The sequence below is a fragment of the Candidatus Omnitrophota bacterium genome, from assembly GCA_021735655.1.
Classification (GTDB): domain Bacteria; phylum Omnitrophota; class Gorgyraeia; order Duberdicusellales; family 4484-171; genus JAHKAJ01.
In genome coordinates this window covers 22956-48443 of record JAIPGM010000005.1, presented here as the reverse complement: position 1 = coordinate 48443, position 25488 = coordinate 22956, and the positions used below count along the sequence as shown (strand labels likewise).

Annotated in this window: 24 protein-coding genes; all 24 read left to right on the top strand. The window is 37.7% G+C overall.

The window, feature by feature from the left end:
- The first annotated feature begins 45 nt into the window (after nt 1-45).
- The 24 genes from K9L86_05220 to K9L86_05105 all read left to right on the top strand — a co-directional run bounded on the left by K9L86_05220 (nt 46) and on the right by K9L86_05105 (nt 25461).
- Nucleotides 46-1140: a hypothetical protein gene (locus K9L86_05220; GenBank protein ID MCF7908249.1), complete on the top strand. Its 1095-nt coding sequence runs from the start codon at nt 46-48 to the stop codon at nt 1138-1140.
- The gene (locus tag K9L86_05215) at nt 1137-2663 is read left to right on the top strand and encodes a hypothetical protein (GenBank protein MCF7908248.1); all 1527 of its coding nucleotides are present in this window, start codon (nt 1137-1139) and stop codon (nt 2661-2663) included. The genes K9L86_05220 and K9L86_05215 overlap by 4 nt, the downstream gene beginning before the upstream one ends.
- A gap of 60 nt (nt 2664-2723) precedes the next feature.
- Complete coding sequence (locus K9L86_05210) at nt 2724-3377, top strand: DUF2490 domain-containing protein (protein MCF7908247.1); 654 nt, start codon at nt 2724-2726, stop codon at nt 3375-3377.
- Between the two features lie 127 nt (nt 3378-3504).
- Nucleotides 3505-7032: a PAS domain S-box protein gene (locus tag K9L86_05205; GenBank protein ID MCF7908246.1), complete on the top strand. Its 3528-nt coding sequence runs from the start codon at nt 3505-3507 to the stop codon at nt 7030-7032.
- Nucleotides 7033-7041: 9 nt separating this feature from the next.
- Nucleotides 7042-7413 carry a response regulator gene (locus K9L86_05200; protein ID MCF7908245.1) on the top strand — a complete coding sequence of 124 codons (372 nt, stop codon included), beginning with the start codon at nt 7042-7044 and terminating at the stop codon, nt 7411-7413.
- 21 nt (nt 7414-7434) lie between these two features.
- On the top strand, nt 7435-7815 hold the full coding sequence (locus tag K9L86_05195) for a response regulator (GenBank protein MCF7908244.1): 381 nt from the start codon (nt 7435-7437) through the stop codon (nt 7813-7815).
- 41 nt (nt 7816-7856) lie between these two features.
- A complete protein-coding gene (locus K9L86_05190) occupies nt 7857-8231 on the top strand; it encodes a response regulator (GenBank protein ID MCF7908243.1) in 375 nt (124 codons plus the stop codon).
- Complete coding sequence (locus tag K9L86_05185; GenBank protein MCF7908242.1) at nt 8228-9559, top strand: GAF domain-containing sensor histidine kinase; 1332 nt, start codon at nt 8228-8230, stop codon at nt 9557-9559. The genes K9L86_05190 and K9L86_05185 overlap by 4 nt, the downstream gene beginning before the upstream one ends.
- Nucleotides 9560-9579: 20 nt before the next feature.
- A complete protein-coding gene (gspE, locus tag K9L86_05180) occupies nt 9580-11253 on the top strand; it encodes a type II secretion system ATPase GspE (protein ID MCF7908241.1) in 1674 nt (557 codons plus the stop codon).
- The gene (locus tag K9L86_05175; GenBank protein MCF7908240.1) at nt 11253-12470 is read left to right on the top strand and encodes a type II secretion system F family protein; all 1218 of its coding nucleotides are present in this window, start codon (nt 11253-11255) and stop codon (nt 12468-12470) included. The genes gspE and K9L86_05175 overlap by 1 nt, the downstream gene beginning before the upstream one ends.
- 10 nt (nt 12471-12480) lie before the next feature.
- The gene (locus tag K9L86_05170) at nt 12481-12852 is read left to right on the top strand and encodes a prepilin-type N-terminal cleavage/methylation domain-containing protein (GenBank protein ID MCF7908239.1); all 372 of its coding nucleotides are present in this window, start codon (nt 12481-12483) and stop codon (nt 12850-12852) included.
- A gap of 91 nt (nt 12853-12943) precedes the next feature.
- A complete protein-coding gene (locus K9L86_05165) occupies nt 12944-13714 on the top strand; it encodes a hypothetical protein (protein ID MCF7908238.1) in 771 nt (256 codons plus the stop codon).
- Nucleotides 13711-14478, top strand: coding sequence for a prepilin-type N-terminal cleavage/methylation domain-containing protein (locus tag K9L86_05160; GenBank protein MCF7908237.1), 768 nt, complete (start codon nt 13711-13713; stop codon nt 14476-14478). The genes K9L86_05165 and K9L86_05160 overlap by 4 nt, the downstream gene beginning before the upstream one ends.
- The gene (locus K9L86_05155) at nt 14472-15068 is read left to right on the top strand and encodes a hypothetical protein (GenBank protein ID MCF7908236.1); all 597 of its coding nucleotides are present in this window, start codon (nt 14472-14474) and stop codon (nt 15066-15068) included. The genes K9L86_05160 and K9L86_05155 overlap by 7 nt, the downstream gene beginning before the upstream one ends.
- A 240-nt stretch (nt 15069-15308) precedes the next feature.
- Nucleotides 15309-16937: a pilus assembly protein PilM gene (gene pilM / locus K9L86_05150; protein ID MCF7908235.1), complete on the top strand. Its 1629-nt coding sequence runs from the start codon at nt 15309-15311 to the stop codon at nt 16935-16937.
- Nucleotides 16938-16951: 14 nt separating this feature from the next.
- On the top strand, nt 16952-17536 hold the full coding sequence (locus tag K9L86_05145) for a hypothetical protein (protein ID MCF7908234.1): 585 nt from the start codon (nt 16952-16954) through the stop codon (nt 17534-17536).
- Between the two features lie 17 nt (nt 17537-17553).
- Nucleotides 17554-18033 (top strand): hypothetical protein, encoded by a 480-nt coding sequence (locus tag K9L86_05140; GenBank protein ID MCF7908233.1) that lies wholly within the window; start codon nt 17554-17556, stop codon nt 18031-18033.
- Nucleotides 18034-18043: 10 nt separating this feature from the next.
- Entirely contained in the window at nt 18044-18745 is a 702-nt protein-coding gene (locus K9L86_05135; GenBank protein ID MCF7908232.1) for an ANTAR domain-containing protein, read from the top strand.
- Nucleotides 18746-18896: 151 nt separating this feature from the next.
- Entirely contained in the window at nt 18897-19730 is an 834-nt protein-coding gene (locus K9L86_05130; GenBank protein ID MCF7908231.1) for a sulfide/dihydroorotate dehydrogenase-like FAD/NAD-binding protein, read from the top strand.
- Nucleotides 19723-21120: an NADPH-dependent glutamate synthase gene (gltA, locus tag K9L86_05125; GenBank protein MCF7908230.1), complete on the top strand. Its 1398-nt coding sequence runs from the start codon at nt 19723-19725 to the stop codon at nt 21118-21120. Before K9L86_05130 ends, gltA begins: the two co-directional genes overlap by 8 nt.
- A gap of 110 nt (nt 21121-21230) precedes the next feature.
- On the top strand, nt 21231-22559 hold the full coding sequence (gene gdhA / locus K9L86_05120; protein MCF7908229.1) for an NADP-specific glutamate dehydrogenase: 1329 nt from the start codon (nt 21231-21233) through the stop codon (nt 22557-22559).
- 126 nt (nt 22560-22685) lie between these two features.
- Nucleotides 22686-23198, top strand: coding sequence for a sigma-70 family RNA polymerase sigma factor (locus K9L86_05115; GenBank protein MCF7908228.1), 513 nt, complete (start codon nt 22686-22688; stop codon nt 23196-23198).
- A 109-nt stretch (nt 23199-23307) separates the two neighbouring features.
- Nucleotides 23308-24099 carry a hypothetical protein gene (locus K9L86_05110; GenBank protein ID MCF7908227.1) on the top strand — a complete coding sequence of 264 codons (792 nt, stop codon included), beginning with the start codon at nt 23308-23310 and terminating at the stop codon, nt 24097-24099.
- A gap of 15 nt (nt 24100-24114) precedes the next feature.
- Nucleotides 24115-25461 (top strand): ammonium transporter, encoded by a 1347-nt coding sequence (locus K9L86_05105; GenBank protein MCF7908226.1) that lies wholly within the window; start codon nt 24115-24117, stop codon nt 25459-25461.
- The last annotated feature ends 27 nt before the right edge of the window (nt 25462-25488 follow it).

Below are 25488 nucleotides of genomic sequence, written 5' to 3'. Positions count from 1 at the left end.
TTTTGTTTTTGTGTCTTATGGTTTATGGTAAAATATCACCATAAGATGAAAGGTGTTAATTTTTTAAATTTATTATTAAGGTCGTTTATTTTTGTTTGCCTAGGCCTAATTATTTCCTGTACTAATTCTGATCGAGTTGAGGAAACCGCACTATTTACCGAGAATCAGCCAGCGGTGGCTAAAAATTCTTCCCGAAATTTTAAACTGCTTATTTTGGATTCTCAAACCGGAGAGCCCTATAAAGAGGTAAGGGAAGCTATGCTTGAACGTCTCAGTTATTGGGGTTATCGAGAAGGGGGCAATTTAAGCCTGGCTTACTTTGTCATTGAAAATGATATAAAAAAAGGCGAGGCGATTCTCAAGGAACAGTTACCGAACAATTATGATATTATTTTTATTAATGGTACAGTGATGACCGTTGCTGCTAAAAATGTACTTTTAGGCAAGGATCAAGTAGCTGTTTTTGCTGCTAATACCGATCCAGTTGGAATTGGAGTAATTGAAGATTTTGATGCGCCGCCTAAGTATAATTTTACCGGAGTCCATTACCCTCTAAGAGTTGCGACCCGTTTTGAATTTATCAAAGAGTTAATGCCTAAGGCAAAAATTATTGGTCTTATTTATGCTGATATGCCTCAGTCAAGGAGTTATCGTAAGTGGGCCGAGGAGCTTTTTAAAACTAATCTTGAGTTTAAGAATTTTAAGATTATTTTTCGTTCAGTGCCTTTAGTTGTTGGCGAAAAAGGAAGCAAATATATGGCTGAAGCAGCTAAGAGGTTTGTTTTAGAACTTGATCCGATAGTTGATGTTTTCTTGGCCCCTAATGATCAGATGGGGGTGCAGGAGTATTTTTGTCGTATGGTTTATGAAAACGCGACTAAGCCTTTGATTGGTCTAGGAAAGGAGTCGGTTATGCAAGGCTGGGGAGCGACTATGGTTGTATATCCTTCTAACCGAAGCATGGGCCACCAAGCTGCCAGAATGATTAAAGAGCTATTCGAAGGTAGATCAATCAAAGAGATATATCCAGAATGGCCGAAGAATAATGGTTTTGCTTTTGATTTGCGTAAAGCTGAGGAGTTCGGAATTAAAGTTCCGGTTGAATATATAGAAATGTCCGGAGAAAATATAGTTAAATGAATAAAAAATCAGAGAAGAAATATATAAGTGTCAAAACCAAGCTATTTTCGGTTATTCTTTTAGTTATTGTTGTAGCGGTAGCTGCTAATTCATTGATTACCATTTTTTCTTTTAAAGTAGCTTATAAAGAAGCCTTGGAGGAAAAATCTTATGCGGTTGGTAAGGCTTTGCGTCGGACTGTACACAATAATTTACGTTATTTTTCGCTCGATGAATTTTCGGGTATGGATGAATATTTGCAGAGTGTTTTATTTGCAAATGAAGGCATTGATTATTGCTTTATTGCTGATCGGGATGGAAAGATTTTATACCATGCTAAATCTCCTTTTTTTAGTAGTATTTATGACAAAGGTAAATACGGTGACCTCTATCCGTTAAAAACTTCCCAACGGAGGACTTTGGTTATTGGTAAGTATTATGAGTCAATTATTCCAATTCCTTGGTTCGAAGAGGTTATCGGGACGATCAATGTTGGGATAAAACAAGAAATTATAAATAGTAAAATAAGAAAAATGCGGGCTCAAAACCTTTTGGTTTTACTGTTAGCCTTAGGTTTTTGTATATTTTTATTTTATCAGAGCCTTTCTAGGATTGTTATTGTTCCGATTTCGAAGCTGTTGGGAGCTATTAGATATATTATTTCTCATAAGGAATTTGGACGTCATACCGAGGTCAAGGGCAATGACGAGATCGGCGATTTGGCTTCTTTGTTTAATACGATGACCGATGAGTTAAAGAAATATCAGGATCATCTTGAAGAATTAGTCGATGAGCGTACTCTTGAACTTAAAAAAGAGATTAGCGAACGTAAAAGAGTTGAAGAAAAGTTACGCGAGGCTGTGGAATATAAGTCAAAACTAACTTCAATGGTTTCTCATGAGCTGCGGACACCTTTGGCGGCAATTAAAACCAGCATTAGTATAGTTTTCGATGGGTTGGCCGGAGATACAAACACTGAGCAAAAGAACCTTCTCTCGATGGCCAAAAAGAACGTTAATCGTCTAGCTCGTTTGATTAATGATGTTTTAGAATTTCAAAAGCTGGAAGCCGGCAAGATGGAGCTTAGGCTTAAAGAGGACGATGTCAATGAGGTTGTCAGGGATGTTTATGAAATAATGCAACCTTTGGCTGAGCGTAAAGGTTTGCAGTTTAGCTTAAAGCTTGGTCAGGATTTACCTAAGCCAAGGTTTGATAAGGATCGGATTAGTCAAGTTATCAGCAACTTAGTCAGTAATGCGATTAAATTTACCAAAAAAGGCGAAGTTATTGTAGTTACCAGAAAAATAGACAATAGTATCGAAGTTGAAGTTTTTGATACCGGAATCGGTATAAAGAAAAATGATATTCCAAAACTTTTTCATTCCTTTGAGCAAATTAAACCAGCCAGAAGCGGAAAAGTTGAAGGAACTGGGCTGGGCCTTGCAATTTGTAAAGATATCATTCAGGAACATAAGGGAAAAATAGAGGCTAGTTCTAAGGGTGAAGGAAAAGGCTCCCGTTTTATATTTACTCTACCCGTTTAACAGACAACTTTATATACTTTATTGTTGACAGTTTTGTTTCGTGATGTATATTATTTTTCTATGAGAAAGTTAATTGTTTTAACTATTGCGATTGCATTATTTCCTTTTTGTTCCTTTTCTTTTGATGATGGCGACTTTCAATATTGGAATACTTCGAACGTATCTAAAAAGATTAATGATGATTGGAAACTATCGTTTGAAGAAGAGTTCCGCTGGGGCGATAATGCTAATAATCCTTACTATAATCATTCAGATCTAGGAGTAACTTATTCTGGCTTGGTTAGTTGGTTAGATCTCGGTGTAAACTATCGGCATATTCATGAAGATAAAAGTAGCGATTGGAAGGTAGAGAACCGACCTCACCTAAATGCTGATCTAAAATGGAAATTATTTGATTTGGCCTTTAGCAATCGTGGCCGCTTAGAATATCGAAATCGTGAGGATGCTGATAATTATTGGCGTTATCGTAATAAGTTTAGCATAAAAGCTCCGTTTAAGCTTACCAAACTAGAGATTCAGCCTTATATAGCTGATGAGATTTTTTATGATTTTGATGTTGAAACTTTAAACCGCAACCGGTTCTATGGCGGATTTGGTCTTAAAATCATCAAAAACCTAAAAGGTGAAGTCTACTATCTTTGGGAAACTACCGAAAAGAGCGATAAGTGGAATGATTTGCATATTTTTGGGACAAAGCTGAAAGTTTCTTTCTAAAGATATACCTTCCTTTTTCTTAATTTATCCTTTCTAGATATATGATATTGTAATATCATCTTGTAATTTTTCGGCAGGATGATAAACTGATAAATACAAGAAACTTACCTAAAATACTTAATAGAAAATGCAACAAGAAATAAAACATAAAACCGGTATTAGACGCAAGATTACCTTAATGATTTGTTTGTGTCTCGTTATTTTTGCGTCGGTAGTCCTTAGCTTAGGATATTTTTGGGCAGCTAATCTGTTGCGGAATAATATTGGTGAAGATTATCGCGATATGGCACAGCTACTCAGCGCAGCAATGGCTAGGATTATTGATGAGGAAATTTTAGATATAGATATATACATGTCGCATCCTCTGCGTATAGATGAGATTAAAAGGCATAATTTGAACTATGAAGGTATGGATCAGGATGCTATTCGAGCTTATTTTAAAAGCCGGGATGAGGAATGGATTAGCGATTCCGAAGATAACTTATTGGTTAAAAGATATTTAGAAAGTCCAGTAAGTAAGCGATTAACTAGAGTAAAAGATGTCGATAACAGTTTAAGTGAAATATTCGTAACTGATAGATTTGGAGGTTTAGTCGCCGCGTCAGGTAAGACTACTGACTTTTACCAGGCAGATGAGCAGTGGTGGCAAGAGGCGTTTAATAACGGTGAAGGTAAGGTTTACATTGAGGGCGCTAACTATGATGAATCAAGTAATGTTTTAGGGATATCTCTAGCGGTCCCGATCAGAGGCTCCGGAGAAGTGATAGGTGTCTGTAAGGCCGTATTAGACATAAAACGTTTTTTTTCAGCTTTAGAAAATTTTAAAATCGGAAAAACTGGCCATGCTGTCTTAATTGATCAAGAAGCCAACATTCTATACCATCCTGAATTTAAACCGCTAACTGCTAAATTTTTCAGCACTAAAGATTTAGGTAAACTATTAGAAAATAAGAATCAATGGATGATGATAGATAAATCTAAAATTCAAGGAAAGAGAATGTTTGTCGCTTATGCCTTAGTTATGCAATCTAATCTTTTGGAGCGAGGGCTATCGTGGAGAATTTGCATAGATCAGGAATCAGCCGAGGTGTTTGAATCTTTAAATAGGTTAATTTTTAATTCACTTATTATTATTATTATTCTATTGATAGTGTTGGCCGGTTTAGGATTTATTTTTAGCGGAATCTTTGTAAAACCGATAACAATATTGCATGAAGCTACAACTAAGGTTGCTGAGGGAAATTTAAATTTCAAAGTGGAGATAAATACTGGTGATGAAATTGAACAATTTTCTGACTCTTTTAATGTGATGATCGATAAATTAAAAAATACGACTACCTTTATAAGTGATTTAAATAAAGAAATTGACATGCGTAAAAAAGCTGAGGGAGAGCTAGTAAAAATTAACGAACTTAACCAAGCTTTGTTAGCTACTATACCTTTTGGGATAGATATTGTTGCTGAAGATGGAACTATAATTTTTGCCAATAATATATTGAAGCATGCCTGTGGCGACGATCTTGAAGGGAGAAAGTGCTGGGAGGCTTATAAAGACAATAAAAAGCAATGTGATCTTTGTCCGCTTAAGAAAGATGTATGGGTGGAGGGAATTGAGACTTGTGAAAGTAGAGATGTGCTTGGTGGACGAGTAGTTCAAATAACGTATGCTGGTATGGTTTATAAGGGCAAGAAAGCAATTTTAGAAATTTTTGAAGATATCACTGAGCGCAAAAAAGTAGAAGAAGCAGTGCGAATGAGTGAAGAGAAATATCGAATTCTTTTCGATTCGTCTCGCGATGCGATAATGACATTAGATTGTGAAGGAAAGTTTTTGAGCTGCAACAAGGCCACTTTAGAATTATTCGCTTGCGAGAGCGAGGAAGGGTTCATTAGTAAGGGGCCGGCAGAGGTATCGCCCGAACAGCAACCAGATGGACTTTCTTCTTTTGTCAAATCTAAACAAATGATGGAAATGGCAATTGATAAAGGCTCACATTTTTTTGAGTGGAAGCATAAAACGATGAAAGGAGAAGAATTTTTCGCGACAGTTCTCTTAACTGCTATGGAAATTAGTGGTAAGAAGCTCCTTCAGGCTACAGTCCGCAATATCACTGAGCATAAAATTGCTCAACAGGAATTGGAAAAATTATCACGTGCCGTTGAGCAAAGTCCGAGTGTGGTGGTAATTACTGATGTCAAAGGGAATCTTGTTTATGTAAATCCAAAGTTTACTCAGCTCACCGGCTATTCATCGGAAGAAGTTTTAGGAAAAAATCCTCGAGTTTTAAAGTCAGGAGATATGCCTTCGGATAGTTATAGCGATTTATGGAAGACTATTATTGCAGGTAAAGAGTGGCGAGGTGAATTCCATAATAAAAAAAAGAATGGTCAGCTTTATTGGGAGCAAGCCTCGATATCACCGATTAGAGAGTACAGCGGTGAAGTTAACTATTACCTTAAGGTTGCCGAGGATATTACTCAACGGAAAAAGAATCAAGAAGCTATTAGGATGCTTTATGAAGAAATGGAGCAGAAAAATATCGAGCTTCAAAGACTTGATGATTTAAAGAGTAATTTTGTCGCAACCGTATCTCATGAATTACGTACTCCCTTATCTATCACTAAGGAGGGGATAAGTTTAATTTTAGATAAGATACCGGGTGAAATTAATGAAAAACAGGAAAGGATTCTTGTTACTTCTAAGAATAATATTGATCGGTTAGCTCGGATTATAAATGAACTTTTGGATATATCTAAAATTGAATCTGGAAAGGTGATACTTAAAAGGCAGTTGATTAATATTAATAGATTAATAAAAGATGTGGTTTCATCTTTTGAGCTTAAGGCAAAAGAAAAAGGCCTTGAGATTAAAACTAAACTTCCGACAAAAAAACTTGAGGTTTATCTTGATTCGGATAAAGCTGTTCAAATATTTGTTAATTTGATTAATAATGCTTTTAAGTTTACCGAAAAAGGCTACATTGAGATCGTAATCGAGGCGAAGAATGACGAGGTTGTTTGTAGCGTGGTTGATACCGGGAAAGGTATTGCAAAGAGTGATTTATCTAAGATATTCGATAAATTCCAGCAGTTTGAGCGCGATGTCGGAGCTGGTGAAAAAGGAACTGGCTTGGGTTTATCTATTGTTAAGGGGATTGTTACGTTGCATAATGGAAGGATTTGGGTTGAAAGTTCAAAAGGCAAAGGAACAAAATTTATTTTTACTTTTCCTAATTATAATAGTGATGCTTTATTTAAGGAGTTTATTAAGGATGCTATCAGGGATGCGGCTAGAGATAATATTAAAATGTCGCTTGTGATACTAAATATTGATAATTTTATTGAGTTAAATAAAGAGTTATCTTTAAGGGAGATGAAAATAATCGTAAAGGAAATTAGCAGTATTCTTGAAAGTGCTATTAAGGGTCAAGGGAGACTGGTGACTAGGGATGTCGTCGGGGAGTATATAATTACTCTTGCCGATTGTAATAGGTATAATGCCTTAAGGATAGAAGAAAGACTAAGAAGGGCTTTGGATAGTTATTTAATTAAAAAACGATTAGTTAAAAAGGTTTCCTTCGGGGTAAGGATATCAACTTATCCCGATGATGCTAAAGGTGAAGCTGACTTAATCGATAAAGCAAGAAGGAGTTAAGGGGTAGTTATGCCTAAACTTAAAGTTTTACTTGTTGATGATGATCCGGTTTTCGTGGAGATAATGAAAGTTAGATTAGAGGCTAATAATTGTGAGATATGTAGCGCTGTTAATGGTCAGAAAGGAGTAGAGAAGGTAGAGAGTGATAGTCCTGACATAGTCTTTTTAGATATATTGATGCCGGTACTTGACGGAATGTCGGCTTTAGAGATAATAAGAAATAAACATAAGAAGTTGCCAGTATTTATGTTGACATCTTTTTCCACCGAGAATCGAAAAGAAGAGGCTAAAAGAGCAGGGGCAACCGGGTTTATCGTTAAAGATGGTAATATTAAAGAAGAAATAGAAAGTATTTTAAAGAAAATTAAGAAAGATGATTAGGAATCAAAAGCGAGGTGTTCGATGAAAAAAAAGATATTGGTTGTGGACGATGAACCAGATTTTTTAGATCTGATTAGCCAGAGGCTAAAAGAGAATAATTATGAAGTTATCACTGCTTCTGATGGCAAGGAGGGTTTAGAGAAGATAAAGAATGAAAGGCTGGACGTGGTATTACTTGATATATTAATGCCTAAGCTTAATGGTCTAGACACCTTAAAAAAAATCAGAAAACATGATAAGCATTTACCGATATTCATTATAACTGCTTATTCTGATCAGAAACTTTTCGATAAAGCAAAAGATATGGGTGCTTCGGGGTTTATTGTTAAAACTGGAGATTTGTCCCAAGAGGTTAAAAATATAAATAAGGTTTTAAGCGTAGCAGATAAGTATTGTCAATAAAACAAAAGTTAATTTATCAGGATTTAAAAGGGGAGAGCAAGATGGCAAAAAAAATACTCGTAGTTGACGATGAAGCAGCGTTGGTTGAGATGTTAAAGATGAGGCTAGAAGCTAGCGGTTATGATGTTCTATTTGCTTATGATGGCCAGGAGGCGTTGGACAAAGCAAAGAAGAGTAATCCGGATTTAATTATTTTAGACTTAATGCTTCCTAAGGTTGATGGTTATAAAGTCTGCCGAATGCTTAAATTTGATGAAAAGTATAAAAGCATACCGATTATTCTTTTTACGGCCCGGGCTCAAGATAGTGATAAGAAAATGGGGCAAGAAGTTGGGGCTGATGCTTATATAGTTAAGCCTTTTGAGCCTAAGGTTTTACTAGATAAGATTAAAGAGTTGACTGGAGAACAAGCATGATTAATACGGTCGCACGTTTGTTTAAGCGCAAGAAGTCGATAACAGAGGTTACTAAATCTTTAGTTAATTTAAAAGATTTTAAGAGTAGCTTAAGTAAAGAAAACCGAGATTTTTTAGAGAAAGAACTTTTTAAATTAACGATGGCTTATAATATTAGTAAAGAAATATCCGGTAATTTTAATTTAGAGAAAACTCTTAATATGCTTGTGGATAGAATCGCTAATGTAATGTCAGTTGGGATTGTTTCACTTATGTTGGTTGGAAAAAATACCGGCGAGATGCTAATCAAGTTTGCTAAAGGTCTAGATAAAGAGATTATTAAGAACGTAAAAGTTAAGCTAGGTGAAGGCGTTTCTGGTTGGGTTGCCCAAACTGGGCAGTCTTTATTAGTTAAAGATATCAGCAAAGATCCGCGCTTTTCTAAACGTAACGGGAAGTATAATACCAATTCTTTATTAAGCGTTCCTTTAAAAATACAAGATAAGGTTATTGGGGTGATAAATGTTAACAATAAAATTTCTAAAGGTGTTTTCAATGAAGAAGACCTTGATATTTTAAGCAAGTTAGCCGATTTAGCTGCCTTAGCGGTCACTAATTCTCGTCTCAGAGAAGACACAAAGCATTTAGATGACCTAAGGGCCAATTTTATTGCTAATGTATCTCATGAGTTACGCACGCCCTTGACGGCAATTAAAGAATCGGTAGGGATTATTCTAGAGGAAATAGCTGGAAATATTAATAGCCAGCAGAAAAAACTTTTAAGCTTGGCGGTTCAAAGCATTAGTCGTCTAAGTCGCCTAATTGATGATTTGCTAGATTTTTCAAAAGTAGATGCTGAAACTAGGGAGATGAAAAGAACCCTTTTTGATATAGGAAGGATAGCTGAATTAGCAGTAGCAACCCTTAGGCCGCTGGCCCAAAAAAAGGAAGTCGACATCAAGATTTCTTTGCCAAATAGAAAAATAGAAATTTGGGGGGACGAAGATAAGCTTTATGAAGTTATCTCAAACTTTATCGACAATGCTATAAAATATAACAAACCAAAGGGTAAGATTAACCTGAAACTTGAAGATACTGAAAAAAATGTAAAGATTATCGTTTCTGATACTGGCATTGGTATGCCGAAGCAAGATTTAGACAAAATTTTTGATCGATTCAAAAGAATCGAAGGGTATTCTAAGGATAAAGTTAAAGGTAGCGGCTTGGGCTTATCGATCGTTAAGGATATTGTTGAGATGCACGGAGGAGAGACCTTCGTTGATTCTGAAATTAACAAAGGGACAACTTTTACAGTCACTCTTCCTAAGAATTTGAGGATACGTAGATAAATACAATAATTGGAGAGATAATGGCTAAAAAACAAGAGATAGCTGATTTATTACTAAAAGAGAATTTGATTACTCAGGAACAGCTCGATCAGGCAACGATCGAGACCAGGCGTACTGGCCTTTCGATTATTAAGGCTTTGGAAAAGTTAAAGTTTATCAGTGAGGAAAGTATTGCTGAAGTTAGGGCTAAAGCTTTAGGTGTGCCCTATATGGATTTAGGCGAATACGTTATTGATTCAGAATTAACCAAGTTAATTCCTGAAAAATTAGCTAAAAAATATAAAATGGTGCCTTTATTTAAGGTTGGTACTAGTTTAACCGTAGCTATGTTTAACCCTCAGGACATAGTAGCTTTGGATCAGGCTCGTAAGATGAGCCAGATGGATGCTATTGATCCGGTTGTAGCCTCTGAGACCGGGATTCAAAAGATTTTAGATATCTATTATGGTGGTTCATCTACAGTTGACGAAATCGTTGATTCTATCGATACTGAAAGAATTTCAGTCAAGGACGATAAGGATTTAGCTGAAATTGCCGAAGAAGCTCCGGTAGTAAAATTGGTTAGCTTAATTATTTCTAAGGCAGTGAAGGAACGGGCTTCGGATATTCATATTGAACCAGAAGCTAAAACTTTACTGGTCCGCAACCGAGTTGATGGAGTTCTCCGTGAGTCCCACAATTTACCCAAAGCCTTAAATCGAGCTTTAACCTCGCGAATTAAAATTTTGGCTAATTTAGATATTGCTGAGAATCGCCGGCCCCAAGATGGAAAAATTCGTTTAAAGATAGAAAATCGGGATATTGACATCAGAGTTTCAACTTTTCCGACAGTTCACGGAGAGAATGTGGTAATGAGAATTTTAGATAAGTCGTCAGTTGTTTTAGGGCTTAAAGATCTAGGTTTATCTAATGAAAGTCTAGAGGCACTTAATAAACTTATCCATCGGCCTAATGGAATTATTCTAGTAACTGGGCCTACCGGAAGCGGAAAAACTACTACTCTTTATGCAGCTCTAACTACTATTAATTCAATTGATAAAAATATTATTACTATTGAGGATCCAGTTGAATATGAATTGCCTTTAATACGCCAGACCCAGGTAAATTCTAAAATTGGTGTTACTTTTGCTGAAGGTCTTCGAGCAATTTTGCGTCAGGATCCGGATGTGATTATGGTTGGTGAAATTCGTGATAAGGAAACCGCTGAGATTGCAATTAGAGCTTCGCTTACCGGACATTTGGTTCTTTCGACACTACACACTAATGATGCTGTATCATCTTTAACCCGTTTGGTTGATATGGGGGTTGAACCGTTTTTAGTTTCTAGCTCGGTTATTGGGGTTATTGCTCAAAGATTAGTGAGAGTAATTTGTGATAAGTGTAAAGAAGAGTATAAACCATCAGAGTCTATTTTGAAAGATTTAGGTGTTAAAATCAAGAATTTATTTTATCGTGGCAAGGGTTGCAAAAAATGCGATAATACTGGATTTATGGGAAGAACTGGAATCTATGAGTTTTTCACTATTAACGATGAGATACGCAATATGGTTAATGAAAAACAATCAGCTGATAAGATATTAGAAAGGGCCGTAGCCTCAGGTTGGATAAAAACCTTAAGCGAGGACGGCTTAGAGAAGGTAAGTCAGGGTATTACTACAGCGGAAGAAGTATTAAAGGTAACCAAGGTTAAGTAATGGCTGAATTTCAATACAAGGCTCGCGACAAACAAGGTAAGCTGGTCACCGGTTCAATGGAAGCTGAAACCGAAAATGCAGTTGCTAATAAGCTTAAAGAAATGGACTATTTGCCTGTAACTATAGAAGAGTCGAGTAAGGAAGCTAATTTTTTAAATGAGTTGTTACGCCGGTTTAAAAAGGTTAAACTTTCTGAAATTAATATGTTTACTCGTCAGTTTGCAACTTTGCAACGGGCTGGAGTAACTATTCTTTCAAGCCTAGTGGCACTCGGTGATCAAACTAGTAATAAACTTTTTAAAAAAACCTTAGAAGCGGTGTCTCGAGAAATAAGAGAGGGCAATGACTTATCAAGCGCTCTTGAGAGACACCCGAAAGTTTTCAGTCCGCTTTATACTAATATGCTTAAGTCGGCTGAGGAAAGTGGAACCCTAGGTGAATCCTTAGAGCGCTTAAGCGCCTTAGGAGTCCATGAAGAAAAAATAAAGATGCAGATTAAGAGCGCAACTCGTTATCCGATGATGGTAGTTTGCGCTATGGCGATTGCTTTTTTTATTCTGATCATTTTTGTAATTCCTCGTTTTGTTAAGATTTACTCAGCGGCTAATATAGTTTTACCTTTACCAACCCGGGTGCTTATTTGGATTAATACTGCGGTCAGTCAATATTGGTGGCTTACCGGGATTTTGTTAGGTATAGTTATTTTTTCTTTTTACAAATATATCAATACGAAAGGCGGGCGATTTTTATGGGATAAATTTAAATTAAAGGTTCCGGTTTTTGGGCCGTTATTTTTGAAAATGTATATGTCTCGTTTCTGCCGGGCCACCGGCACTCTGATGCATTCAGGCGTGCCAATTTTGCGGGTTTTGGAGCTTTCTTCCGGTGGTATAGGCAATGCAGTGATTGAAAAGACGATAAATGATATCCGGACTTCGGTCAATGAGGGAGAGGGAATTGCCAATCCAATGAAGAAGAGTGGAATGTTTGCTCCGGTAGTAACTCAAATGGTTGCAGTAGGTGAAGATTCCGGTAGAGTTGATGAACTACTTTTATTTGTTTCTGACTATTACGATAGCCAGATTGAATATACAATTGAAAATTTTAGTTCCTTGATTGAGCCGATAATGATACTTGTTTTAGGCTGTGGTGTTCTTTTTATGGCTCTGGGAATATTTTTACCAATGTGGAATTTAATGGCAATTTTTAAACGATAAGGAGGTGTTTATGAGAAAAGGTTTTACTTTGATCGAGCTAATCATGATCATTGTTATTTTGGGAATCTTAGCTGCGGTAGCTATTCCTAAATACTACGATCTTCAATCTCAAGCCCAGATAGCTGCCGAGAAGGGTATAATCGGCGGTGTGCGCTCTGGCATAGCAACTTTTTATGCTAATGCTTGTGCCGGTGGGACTTGTGCTTGGCCGACTACTCTTGGGGATAATAATAATACTACTTGCAGCGTAGCTGATCCTTGCTTTGAGAATGTATTGGCTCAAGGAGTAACTCAGGATTGGAGCAGGGCCTCAGGTGTTAACTATACTGGTCCGACCGGTACTGTTTACAACTACACTGTTGCCAACGGAACGTTTCAATAAAGAGTTTAATTGATTATGAAGAAGCAGGGGGCAGAAAATTAACATTCTAATTTCTCTGCCCCCTTTTTACTGTCATTATTGTTAGTTAACAATGATCAAACATAAGAGTTTTGCTTTAATTGCAGTAATCATTATAGTTGTTTTAATGGCTATAGTAGCCTTAGGTATTGTAGTCTATATAAGTCAAGCCTTAGAGTATAATATCGCTAGCATTGATCAGCAAAAGGCTTTTTATGCTGCTCAGGCCGGAGTTATGGCGGCAGTAGCTGACTACGAAGCTGATGGTTTAGTTAGCGCTCAAGCCGATATTGCGATAGACCCAAATACTTATTATTCTTTTGGCGGCTCAGGCATGTTTTTTATTGCTGATTCAAGCACCACAAACATAATTGCTAATCGAAAATTGAAAAATGTTAGCATGACCAATGTTAGCGGTGGTGATCTTACTATAACTCATGTGCAGGTAAGCTGGACCCCTGATGCCGGTGAGAACTTAATTAGTATAGATTTGGGTCGGGCAACTGCTGAGTGGACTGGAACCGCTCAGAGTGGAACTAACATTGACATGGCTGATTTTACAATACCGGCTGGTACAACTGAGAATGATGTTTGGTTGGATTGGGAAATAGGCAGCGATATTACTCCCATGACTATTACAGCAGTTATTACTTTTAGCGATGGGAGTACGGTTGAAGTTATGCTTTTAAACTCTGGTCTTACTTCTGATAATGTTATGAATATAACTTCTACTGGTAAGATAGTCACAAATTATACCTGGAGACGTACTCTTAAGGCAGCTTATGATATAGGAACTAGCAAGATTGTCTCCTGGGAAGAATCACAGGATCACATACTGCCATGATAAGAAAGAGCGTTACCCTTATTGAGTTAATTATCGCTATAGTAATTATAGCAATAGTGGTGATACCAAGCAGTATTATGACTATGGAGTACATACGTTCAATAGCTTATTCTCGTCAACTGTTGGTTGCTGAAGGTTTAGCTAAAACTGAGATGTCTAAGATTAATAGCTTAGCCTATGATAATATTACTCTAGCTGATGGTTATGATACTAATACTTCAAATTATGAGGGCTATAGTCAGGATTTAAGACGTGAAGTTGATTTTGTTGTTGGTTCAAACAGTACCTTAAAGAAAGTTGTAGTTACGGTTTATGAGGGCGGTAGCGCGAGCCAACTAGCAAGAGTAGTCACTTACTTGGCTAATGCTTCTTTTGGTTCTGGAAGCGGTGGAGGCGTTGCTGGGGTGGGTGGCAACGAAGCAGACTCATTGGCAGTATCCGGAGGAAGTATAGTGGCTAAGAATTTACAGAATATTACCTTAGAGAATACTGGTGGCAGCGGCATAACTATTACTGGAGTAACTATCAGTTTTAGCGGTGCAAGCGGCATAAAGGTTAAAACTATTACTATGGACGGTTCTCAAAGGTGGAGCGGTACTCAGAGTTCAGGATCAACTATCACTTTTGATACTAATTTTACTCTTTCGGCTGGAGCAACGTATAACAATACTGGTCTATTTACTTTTAGTAAAAATTTAAGCTCAGTTAGTAGTCTAGTGTTTGTAATGAGCGATGCAACTGAAACCACAGCTTACTCATGGTAAAAATAAAAAAGTGCGAGACCTTAATTGAGTTAATAATGACTATGTTGATAGTTTCAATTGTCGCTGCTGTAGTAGCTGGAGCGATGATTTTTTTTGTTCAGTTATTTATTTATAGTCCGCGGCAGCTTGATTGTCAAAAAATTGCTCAAGAAATTAGCAATCTAATGATTGAGGGTACGCCTGATGCCCGGGGCTTAAGATACACTCGGAGCATAATCGATGCTTCGAGTACCCAATTTTCTTATAGTTATGGTTACCCGGCAGTTGTGCTTTCAGTTCGGTTTCGTTGGGACAGTGGTGACGGTCATATTTACCGCTCAATTAGCACCAATAGTGGTGGGAGCTGGTCAGCTGAATCAGTTGTACCTTACTATATTCCAACCGAACTTACTATTGACGGTAAGGATACTACAGGAGTTATTTTTAGTTATAAAAAGGCTTCTGATGCTGATTGGGTTTTAGGGGTGGATGCTTTAACCGATATCCGGCGAGTAATCATTAGTATTACTGTTAAAACCGCAACCGGCAACTTTGATGATTTTCAAGGTTCAGTTGACCTTACCCAGAGTGTAGAAATTAAAAGTTTTTAGTAATATTTATAAAAGGAGGTCTATGATGGTTTTTTAAATAGTTGTAGGTTTAGTTTCCTTCCTTTTTTGGTATGGTTTTGTTTATTTGCCCAGATACACTTAGATTGATTTCCGAGTATACCAATAAAGCCCTTGTATCCTTTGAAGAAACAGTTTATAATTTAAGGGTTGGTATAGGAGTTTCGAGCATTCTAATTTCTATTTTATTATTGTTTATTGCTTACTATGTAGTAAAAACTTATGGTTAATGGGCTTATTGCAAATTTAACTAGTATTTTTCAAAAAAAGCCGAAGGTAGTGGTATCTATTGAGTTTGGCCAGGCTTTTTTAAAGATTTCTTTTTTAGAACCATACAGGAATAGGTTTAAGCTCAAAGATTTATTAATTGAGAAAATATCTTTAACTAATCAGACAAAAGATGACTTAATAGCGCTGATTAAATCTTTCTTAGAAAGAAATTCTATCTTGGAAGCCCAAGTTTGTTTAACTATTTCCGACCCGGATTCAATAGTAATAAAAAATCTTGAGTTGCCGGTTTTACCTAAGGCTGAAATTATCGGAGCAGCTAAGTGGCAGCTGAAAGATGAGCTTAACTTCGATTTAAAAGATGCGACTATTGAGTGGCAGGTTATTAGAGAATTTACCGATCAAGAGCAAGTAAAGAAAAACGAGATAGTTTTTGCTGTCGCTAACGCAGAAGCGGTTAATGAATATATATCGGTATTAAAAGAATGCAATATTACCCCATCAAAGGTTTCCTTAGCGCCTTTTAATTATAGCAATATTTTAAAGTCTCAGCCGGAAAGTTTTAAAGTTGAAAGTATCCTTGATATTGGCTACAACCAGAGTAGTCTCTATATTTATCTTAATAATACTTTGAAATTTTCTCGAAAAATACCTTTTTCTTCAGAAAAGCTTACCCAAGACTTAACCGGAACGCTTATTTCCGATAAAGGAAAAGTTCAACTTAGTTATGCCGAGGCCGAGGAGATAAAGCAGACCTTTGGTTTTCCGAAAAGTCAAAACCAGGCTATCAAGGGCAATATTGAGGCGATTCAAGTTATTTCTTTGATGCGGCCACATTTAGAGATTCTAGCTAAAGAATTAAAACGTAGTTTTGATTATTTTGTTTCTGAGCTTGATCAAGAGATTTCTTCCAAGCTGTACTTGGTTGGCGGTGGCGCTAATTTAAAAAATTTAGATAGTTACCTGGCCAAAGAGTTATCTTTGGAAGTTTTAAGCTTGCCTTTTCTTGAAAACTTTGATTTTGGCGAGATCGGCCAGGATAAGTTAGATAATTCTCGTCTTCAGCTGCTAAATAATCTTGGGGCGGTTCTTTTTTCTGCGACAGCAATTAACCTGCTCCCTAAAGAGATAAAAGCTCAAAAGTCAGAATTAATCCAGACAGTATCGTTGCGAGTTTCAGCGATAACCATAGCGGCTTTATTCTTTTTTGCGGTATTGATTCTTAAGTCTCAAGAGGCTAGTTATAAGGTTAGAATTTTTAATGCTAAAGCCCACCTTGAAACTATTAGCGAAGTGAGGACTCTTAGGCAGGGTATTCTAGCCAGAGAAGCCTTGGTTAATCAATTGCAGATCGGAAAGGTTCCGGCCGATGGTTTACTTAAGTTATTAAGTGTTTTAGTTCCTGATGAGGTAATTTTAGATCAGGTAAGTTTTAATCAGGAGAGAAGTAACTTGACTCTCCGGGGTCATGTTTTAGCAAGCGGTGAATTGTCCGAAACAGTTTTATCTAAATTTATGCAGCGGTTGGAGAGTTCAGCCTTTTTTATTGAAGCTGGTTTAACTTCTTCAAAAAAAGAAGGTTCGATCCAAAAATTTGAACTAGCTTGTGAGTTGGCAGATTAGTAATAATTAAGTTCATGATAAGTTTAAATCAAATAACTCAGAGTCAAAAAAAGATAATAATCATCACTGTTATTGTTTTGTTAGCTTTTATAATTTTTTGGTCATTAATTTATAGCCCTAGCCGTAAGAAAGTAGCAGCCTTAAAGTTAGAACTTGCAAATATCGAGAAAGAGGTTTCAGACATTGAAAAAATAGCCCTGGAAGCAGGCTCTTTAGAAAAAGGGATAACTCTGCTTAAAGAAAGATTCTCAGCCCTAGAGGGTAAGTTTCCAGTCAAGGAAGAGGAGGCTTTAAGTAAGATTTCTGATTTAGCTCGTCAGTCGAATATTAGTATTATTTCTTTTAAGCCGGGAGCTAAGCAAGCAGTTCTCCAAGGCAAAAAGGAGGCTCTAGCAATAGGTCAAAGAATTTGCCAAAGTATTTTGGTTGCTATTGAGATTAACTGCACATATACAGAGTTAGTGCAATACATCGAGAGGCTTAGGAGCGAGCTCTTAGCCTTGGTGACCGTTGAGAGAATAGAGATTATCAAAGACTCATCGGCTAAGGATAGAAAATTGAAAGTTAGTTTGGATTTCAAGATTTATCTTTTATCGTAGATACAGGTATTGCAATCATGAGCAAGAAGGATAAAATAAAACTCATAATTACCGGTTTCCTAGTGCTAATATTGATTATGGCTATTGGTAATGCTAAGAAAACTGTTCAGAAGGTTCAGGAGCGTAGAAAAAAAACATTGGAATCTACTGTTTTAACTGAGCAAGAAGATAGCAATATACCTTATAATACTTTGTATCCAAATACTGTTGCCAAGCAACTAACTGAAGGGTTGTATCAAAAACTAGAAGAAGAGACCAGGCTGCTTGCTTTAAAAAGAGACCCTTTTACTCAAAATCGGATTGAAACTAAAGTAATTGGCAGCGGGCTAAGCCTTGGTGGTATTATTTGGAATGAAAAAGATCCGAAGGCAGTAATTGACGATAGAATAGTCGGGCTAGGTGATCAGGTTGGTAAAAAGACTATAATCGAAATTACCCCGAGCACAGTTCTTTTATCTGACGGAACGAGTCAATTTGAACTGCGCTTAGGTCGGTAAATAAAATATTATGCCAAAAACTTCTTACAAAGCTTACATCGATACTTTAAGTAAAATTAGCATTGCTATTACTTCTGATTTATATTTGGAAGACGTATTGAAGTTGATAGTAACTTTAACTGCTAATGTAATGAAGGCCAAGATTTGTGCTTTATGGCTTTTAGATGATAAGAAAAAAGAGTTAAAAATAAGAGCTACCCAGGCTTTAAATAGCGAATATTTAAAGGAGCGGAGTTTAAAGATAGGCGAAGGTATAGTCGGTCTGGTTGCTCATGACAAAAAACCGATAACTATTTTAGATGTTTCCAAAGATAAGAGCTATAAAGAAAAAAAGCTGGCTAAATTGCTAGGGTTGGTTTCAATGCTTAGTGTGCCGATGATGGTTAAGCGAAGAGCAGTCGGAGTTATTAACTGCTATACGACTACAGAGTATAAGTTCACCAAAGGCGACATTAAGCTTCTCAGTACTGTGGCTAATCAGGCCGCAGTTGCTATTGAGAATACGGAGTTAATGGTTAAGACTCAGATAGTTCAGGAAGAGCTTCAGGCCCGTAAAAAGATCGAGCGGGCCAAAGGCATTTTGATGAATCAGCAAAAATTAACCGAAGATAAAGCCTATGCTTTAATAAGAAAGATAAGTATGGACAAGCGGGTTTCGATGAAGGAAATTGCTGAGGCAGTTATCTTAGCTCAAGAAATAAAAAAAGACTGAAAATCACTTGACAATTCGATTTAGATTGGTATATTTATACAGGAGACAAGGACGTCTTTTTTTTGCACAGCAGCGCAAAGAAAAGGCGTTTTTTTATTTTCTGTGCTATTTTTGAAAAATTGACAGAATGTAAGGGTAAGGGGAGACAAGAGTGAAAATTATCGTTAAAGAGTCGATTGCTAAAGATTTAACCAAGTTTGTTATCCAATCACCGCTTATTGCCAAAAAGGCATTACCCGGTCAGTTTGTTGTGTTGATGGTTAATGAGGCTGGTGAACGTATTCCTTTGACTATTGTTGATGTCGATAAAGAAAAAGGGTTGATTACAATTATTTTTCAAGAGGTAGGCTACACTACTAAGTTGCTTGGTAAACTAGCAGTTGGAGATTCACTTTATTCTTTAGTCGGACCCTTAGGCAAACCCACAGAGATTAAGAATTATGGAAAGGTTATTGTTGTCGGTGGCGGTGTAGGTATTGCTGAGCTTTTGCCGGTAGTTAAGGCTTTTAAAAAAGCTGGGTGTGAGATAAGCTCAATTTTAGGCGGCCGCACTGAAAAGTTAGTGATCTTGCGCGATCAGGTTAAGGAGTTTTCAGACCAGCTTTATATTACTACTGATGATGGCTCACTTGGTGAAAAAGGCCTGGTAATCGATCCTTTAAAGCGCTTGCTTAGTGAAAGTTCAGACTGGGGTTTGGTATTTTGTGTTGGGCCAGTTGTAATGATGAAGGCGGTTTCTGATTTAACTAGAGGATACAAGATAGAAACTATAGTTTGTCTTAATGCAATTATGATTGACGGAACTGGTATGTGCGGTGGCTGTCGAGTTACGGTTAATAATAAAACTAAGTTTACCTGTGTTGATGGCCCGGACTTTGACGGACACAAGGTAGATTTTAATGAGTTGATGACCAGGCAGAAGAGATTTTTGCAGCATGAGGATAAGTCAATGTGCAAATTAAATAAGCAAATTAACAATGAATAAACCTGACCCTAAAATGGTACCAATGCGCGAACAGGATCCGTCCGAGCGAAGAAATAACTTTAAAGAAGTGCCTTATGGTTATTCGCTTGATGAAGCTATTTGCGAAGCTAAGCGTTGTTTACAATGTAAAAAACCCTTATGTATAGATGGTTGTCCGGTGGGTATCGATATCCCCGGCTTTATCGATTTAATTGCTAAGGGAGATTTAAAGGGCTCAATAAAGAAGATGAAGGAAACTAATAGTCTTCCAGCAATCTGCGGTAGAGTTTGTCCTCAGGAGGAGCAGTGCCAGAAGGTTTGTATATTATCTAAAATGGGCGAACCAGTAGGTATCGGCCGCCTAGAGCGGTTTATCGCTGATTGGGAGGCAGAGCAAACCAACCGAGAAGCTCCTAGAAAAGTTGCTTCTTCCGGTAAAAAGGTAGCTGTAGTTGGCGGCGGCCCAGCCGGGCTTACTGTGGCTGGCGAGTTAGCTAAATTAGGGCATAAGGTAAAAATATTTGAAGCCCTGCATAAGATGGGCGGGGTGTTAATATATGGGATTCCTGAGTTTCGTTTACCGAAAAAGGTAGTTGAACGAGAGGTTGAATATATAAAGTCTTTAGGGGTGGAAGTAGTAACTTCCTTTGTGGTTGGAAAACTTGAAACTGTAGATGAGCTATTAAATGAATTTGATGCGGTATTTATCGGTAGCGGGGCTGGTTTACCTTGGTTTATGGACTTACCCGGTGAAAACTCTAACGGTATATATTCGGCCAATGAGTATTTAACTCGAGTAAATTTAATGAAGGCCTATAAGTTTCCTGAATATGATACTCCAATCATAAAAGGAAAACACGTTGCTGTGATTGGTGGTGGTAATGTAGCTATGGATTCAGTAAGAACCGCCCTTCGCTTAGGTGCAGAAGAAGCTAGGATTATCTATCGGCGCTCACGTAAGGAGATGCCGGCTAGAGAAGAAGAGATCCATCATGCCGAAGAAGAAGGAGTAATCTTTGAGTTTCTAACCCTGCCGATTGCCTATCATGCTGATGAAAAAGGTTGGGTAAAAGATATGGAATGTTTGCGAATGGATTTGGGTGAACCGGATACTTCAGGTCGCCGGCGTCCAGTTCCGATCGAGGGCTCAAATTTTAAGCTTCCGGTAGATTTAGTGGTTGTAGCTATTGGCAATAGCCCGAATCCCTTGATTCCTTCTACAACTAGTGGTCTTGAAATAGGAAGAAAGGGAAATATCGTAGTCGATACTGACACCGGCAAAACCAGCAAAAAAGGGGTTTTTGCCGGAGGAGATATTGCTACTGGTGCAGCTACGGTAATCTTAGCTATGGGGGCTGGAAAAGCCGCTGCTTTGGCAATTGATCAGTATTTAGAAACAGGTAAATGGTAGAGAACTTTATGGAAAGATTTAGTAAAGATGGAAGATGGATCATACCCTTGGAGCATTTGTTCTAGTTAGTTATAGTATTTATTGGTAAAAGTTAAAATAAGGAGGTAACTATGCCGCAGGAATTCATGAAAAAAATAGTTGAAACTCATGCTGGCGAAAAGGAGTTCCATCAAGCTGTTCATGAGGTAGTAGCTTCGGTTATGCCTTTTGTGCGGGAAAACCCAAAATATTTAGATGCGAAGATTTTAGACCGGATGGTTGAACCAGAAAGGTTAATAATTTTTCGGGTTCCTTGGGTTGACGATAAAGGTGAAGTTCAGGTTAATAGAGGTTACCGGATTGAGATGAGCAGTGCAATTGGTCCCTATAAAGGGGGGTTGCGTTTTCATCCGAGTGTTAACTTAAGCATTTTGAAATTTTTGGCCTTTGAGCAGGTTTTTAAGAATAGTTTAACTACTCTTCCGATGGGCGGAGGAAAAGGTGGCTCTAACTTTGATCCTAAGGGCAAGTCGGATAATGAAGTAATGAAATTCTGCCAGAGTTTTATGACCGAGCTTTCGCGACATATCGGACCAGATACTGACGTTCCAGCCGGAGATATCGGCGTAGGCGGTCGGGAAATCGGATTCATGTACGGTCAATACAAAAGACTACGTAACGAATTTACCGGAGTTCTTACTGGAAAAGCCCTAGGTTGGGGCGGAAGCTTAATTAGGCCCGAGGCTACTGGTTATGGTTGTGTATATTTTGTTCAGGAAATGCTTAAGACTAAAGGCGAATCTCTATCGGGAAAAATCTGTACAGTTTCTGGTTCAGGAAATGTAGCCCAATACACTGTTGAAAAAGTAAATCAACTTGGAGGAAAATGTGTTACTTTATCTGATTCGGGCGGTACAGTTTATGATCCTGAAGGTATAAGCCCTGAAAAGTTAGCCTATGTTATGGAACTTAAAAATGTAAAGCGAGGAAGAATTAAAGAATACGCTGCTAAATATAATTGTCAATACTTAGAAGGGAAACGTCCTTGGAACACAAAGTGTGATGTGGCTTTTCCTAGCGCAACTCAAAATGAGATAGATAAGGATGATGCTGAAGCACTAGTTAAAAACGGCTGTATAGCTGTTGGTGAAGGAGCAAATATGCCTAGCACACCGGATGCGGTAAAAGTATTCCTCAAGGCCAAGATTCTTTATGGCCCAGGAAAAGCTGCAAATGCCGGCGGAGTTGCCGTTAGTGGCCTAGAGATGTCACAGAATAGTCAGCGATTATCTTGGACTAGAGAGGAAGTTGATCAGAAGCTTCAATCGATTATGGTAAGTATCCATGAATCTTGCGTAAAGTACGGTAAGAAAGATGGTTTTACCAACTATGTGAATGGTGCAAATATCGCTGGATTTGTGAAAGTAGCCGATGCTATGCTTGACCAAGGCGTAGTGTAGCTTGACAAATAGATTTTTACTTTACATGGTATAAATTAATAACAAAGAAGTTAATTTTGGCAAAGAAGCCCTCACTAGACAATAAGAAGTCTAATGGGGGCTTTTTGACTTTCAGGGGTAAAGTTTATGGACTTTAGGATATTATTAGAAAAAATAACTCCCAGCTTAAGATTTGTTGCACGCAAGCATTTGCTGCGTGGTTTTTATAGTGAGGAAGATCTATACCAAGAGATGTGTCTTTATCTTTGGGAAAATTATTCTAATGGGTTGCCGATCGGCATTAATCAAGCCTATGTAATTAAGGGCTGTGAGTTTCATCTACAGAATTTCTTAAGAAAAGGTAGGCCTAAGGCGAATATTTCAAGCTTGGATAAGTTAATTTCTCCTAATGGACAAACCTTGGGCGATATTCTTAAGGATGAAAAAGCCGACTTTATACCAAATATAGATCATAATCTTACGATTGATGAAATTAATAGTTTAGGTTTAACTGATAAGGATAAATCGGTTTTGTCTTATTTGTTGAAAGGATATACTGTTCGTGAAATAGCCAAAGAGCTTGATTGTTCTCATGTTATGATTATTAAGCATAAAAAGAAAATAGTTCAAAAATGGAAAAATAAAGGTTACCAAAGATAGAGTTTTTTTACTTAATTGATTGTAGAGGTTAAGTAAAAACACAAAGGCGTGTTATTCCAAAGGTGGATATTTGGAATAATGCGCTTTTTTATTTTTAAGGGAGAAAATTATGAAAAAAATATCAGTTTGGTTAATGAATATAATATTTAGTGTTATTTTTTTAGGGGATATTTATGCTTTTGAGTTTGCTGGCCAGCCGGTTGAGGTTACCGTAACTGATACTTATGTTTCTAGATATATCTGGCGTGGGCAAGATCTCTATAGCGATAATGATGGAGCACACCAGCCGAGTATTGATATTGGATTTCCTGGGCTTATCGATGGGGTTGACCTTTCATTCAATGTCTGGGGATCATTTCCGATGAATAGTGGGCATGAAGACGGCGAAGAGCTTGATTATACTGTAACTTTTTCTCGAGATCTATTCGATGATCAATTTAATTTTTCAACCGGATATACTTACTTTGACTTTCCTAATACAGCCAGCACGGCTGATGTTTCTGAGTCTTGGCTTTCCGGAACCTTGAATAAAATACCTTTTCTTCCAATTGACGTTTCAGCAAGCTTTTTTGCCGGCTATGATTTTCAAGCCAAATCCGGTGGTCCTGATGAGGGTTGGTATTATTCTTGGGGTTTTGATGCTGAACTCCCGCTTCTGAAGCATTCTTTAATTCAAGAAGGACAAACTCTTGCCTTAGGAGTAGTTAACTGGGGCAATGACGGAGTTGCCGATCTTGAACCTAGCTCGCTTTATGCGACTGAACTTTCATTATCAACTTCTTATGCTTTGGGTGGTTTCAGTCTAACTCCTAGTTTGCACTATACGATTAATCATGAAGAAGAGATTAATAATGGTGATGAAGAATTATGGGGTGGTTTTGAAGTTAGCTACGGATTCTAAGAGAGAGGTATCCTTATGTTAATAAAACTAAAAAAATTATCATTAATGTTTAGTATCGGTATTGTGCTATTGGGGTTGAGCTTCTCGGCTTTTGCTGAGGAGGCAACTTCAGCCAGCAACGCTGTTTCTATTGATACAGTATGGGTTTTGGTCGCAGCATTCTTGGTATTTTTTATGCAAGCCGGCTTTGCCATGGTTGAGACCGGTTTTACCCGGGCCAAAAATGCTTGTAACATTATGATGAAGAACCTTATGGATTTTTCAGTTGGTTCAATTACCTATTGGGCTGTTGGCTTTGGCATAATGTTTGGAACCAGTACTTTTGGCCTTTTTGGCAAAGACGGATTTTTTTTGAGTGCAGCTAATCCGGCTACTGCTGATGGTTTGTGGCAATTTGCTTTTTGGATGTTTCAAGTAGTGTTTGCCGCTACCGCGGCCACAATAGTTTCCGGAGCTATGGCTGAAAGAACAAAGTTCAGCGGTTATCTTTGGTACAGTGTTTTTATTACGGCCATAATTTATCCGGTTGCCGGACATTGGATTTGGGGTGGTGGCTGGTTATCAGCTAAGGGAATGATTGACTTTGCTGGTTCAACTGTGGTTCATTCGGTCGGCGGTTGGGCAGCTTTAGCCGGAGCAATGATGCTTGGCCCTAGACTTGGCAAATATAATAAAGATGGTTCATCAAATGCTATTCCTGGTCATAGTATCCCTTTGGCAGCTTTGGGTGTGTTTATTCTTTGGTTTGGATGGTTTGGATTTAATGCCGGAAGCACAACTGCGGGGACAGATTTAAGTATTGCTGTAATTGCGGTAACTACAAATTTAGCAGCTGCAGCCGGAGCTACTGCAGCTATGTTTACGGCTTGGATAAGATTTGGTAAGCCGGATACTAGCATGGCTTTAAATGGTGCACTTGCTGGATTGGTAGCGATAACTGCTCCTTGTGCTAACGTTTCACCCTTAAGCGCAATCATAATTGGCGCTATCGGCGGCATTCTTGTTGTGTTGAGTGTTGAATTTATAGACAAGGTGCTTCATATCGATGATCCGGTCGGCGCCGTATCGGTTCATGGTGTGTGTGGCGCTTGGGGGACACTGTCTGCAGGATTATTTGCCCAAAAATCTTATGGTGGAGTTGATGGTTTATTTTTTGGTGGGGGTATAGGCCAATTTATTACTCAGCTAATTGGTGTTGTGTCGGTGTTTGCTTGGGTGTTTGGTACAGCTTTGATCCTTTTTAAAATAGTTAAAGCTACTATAGGCTTAAGAGTATCCAAAGAAGAAGAGTTAAAAGGTTTAGATATCGATGAGCATGGTATGGAAGCATACTCAGGGTTTCAAATTTTTACTACTCAATAAATAAAAACAAAATAAGTTCCATTCGGT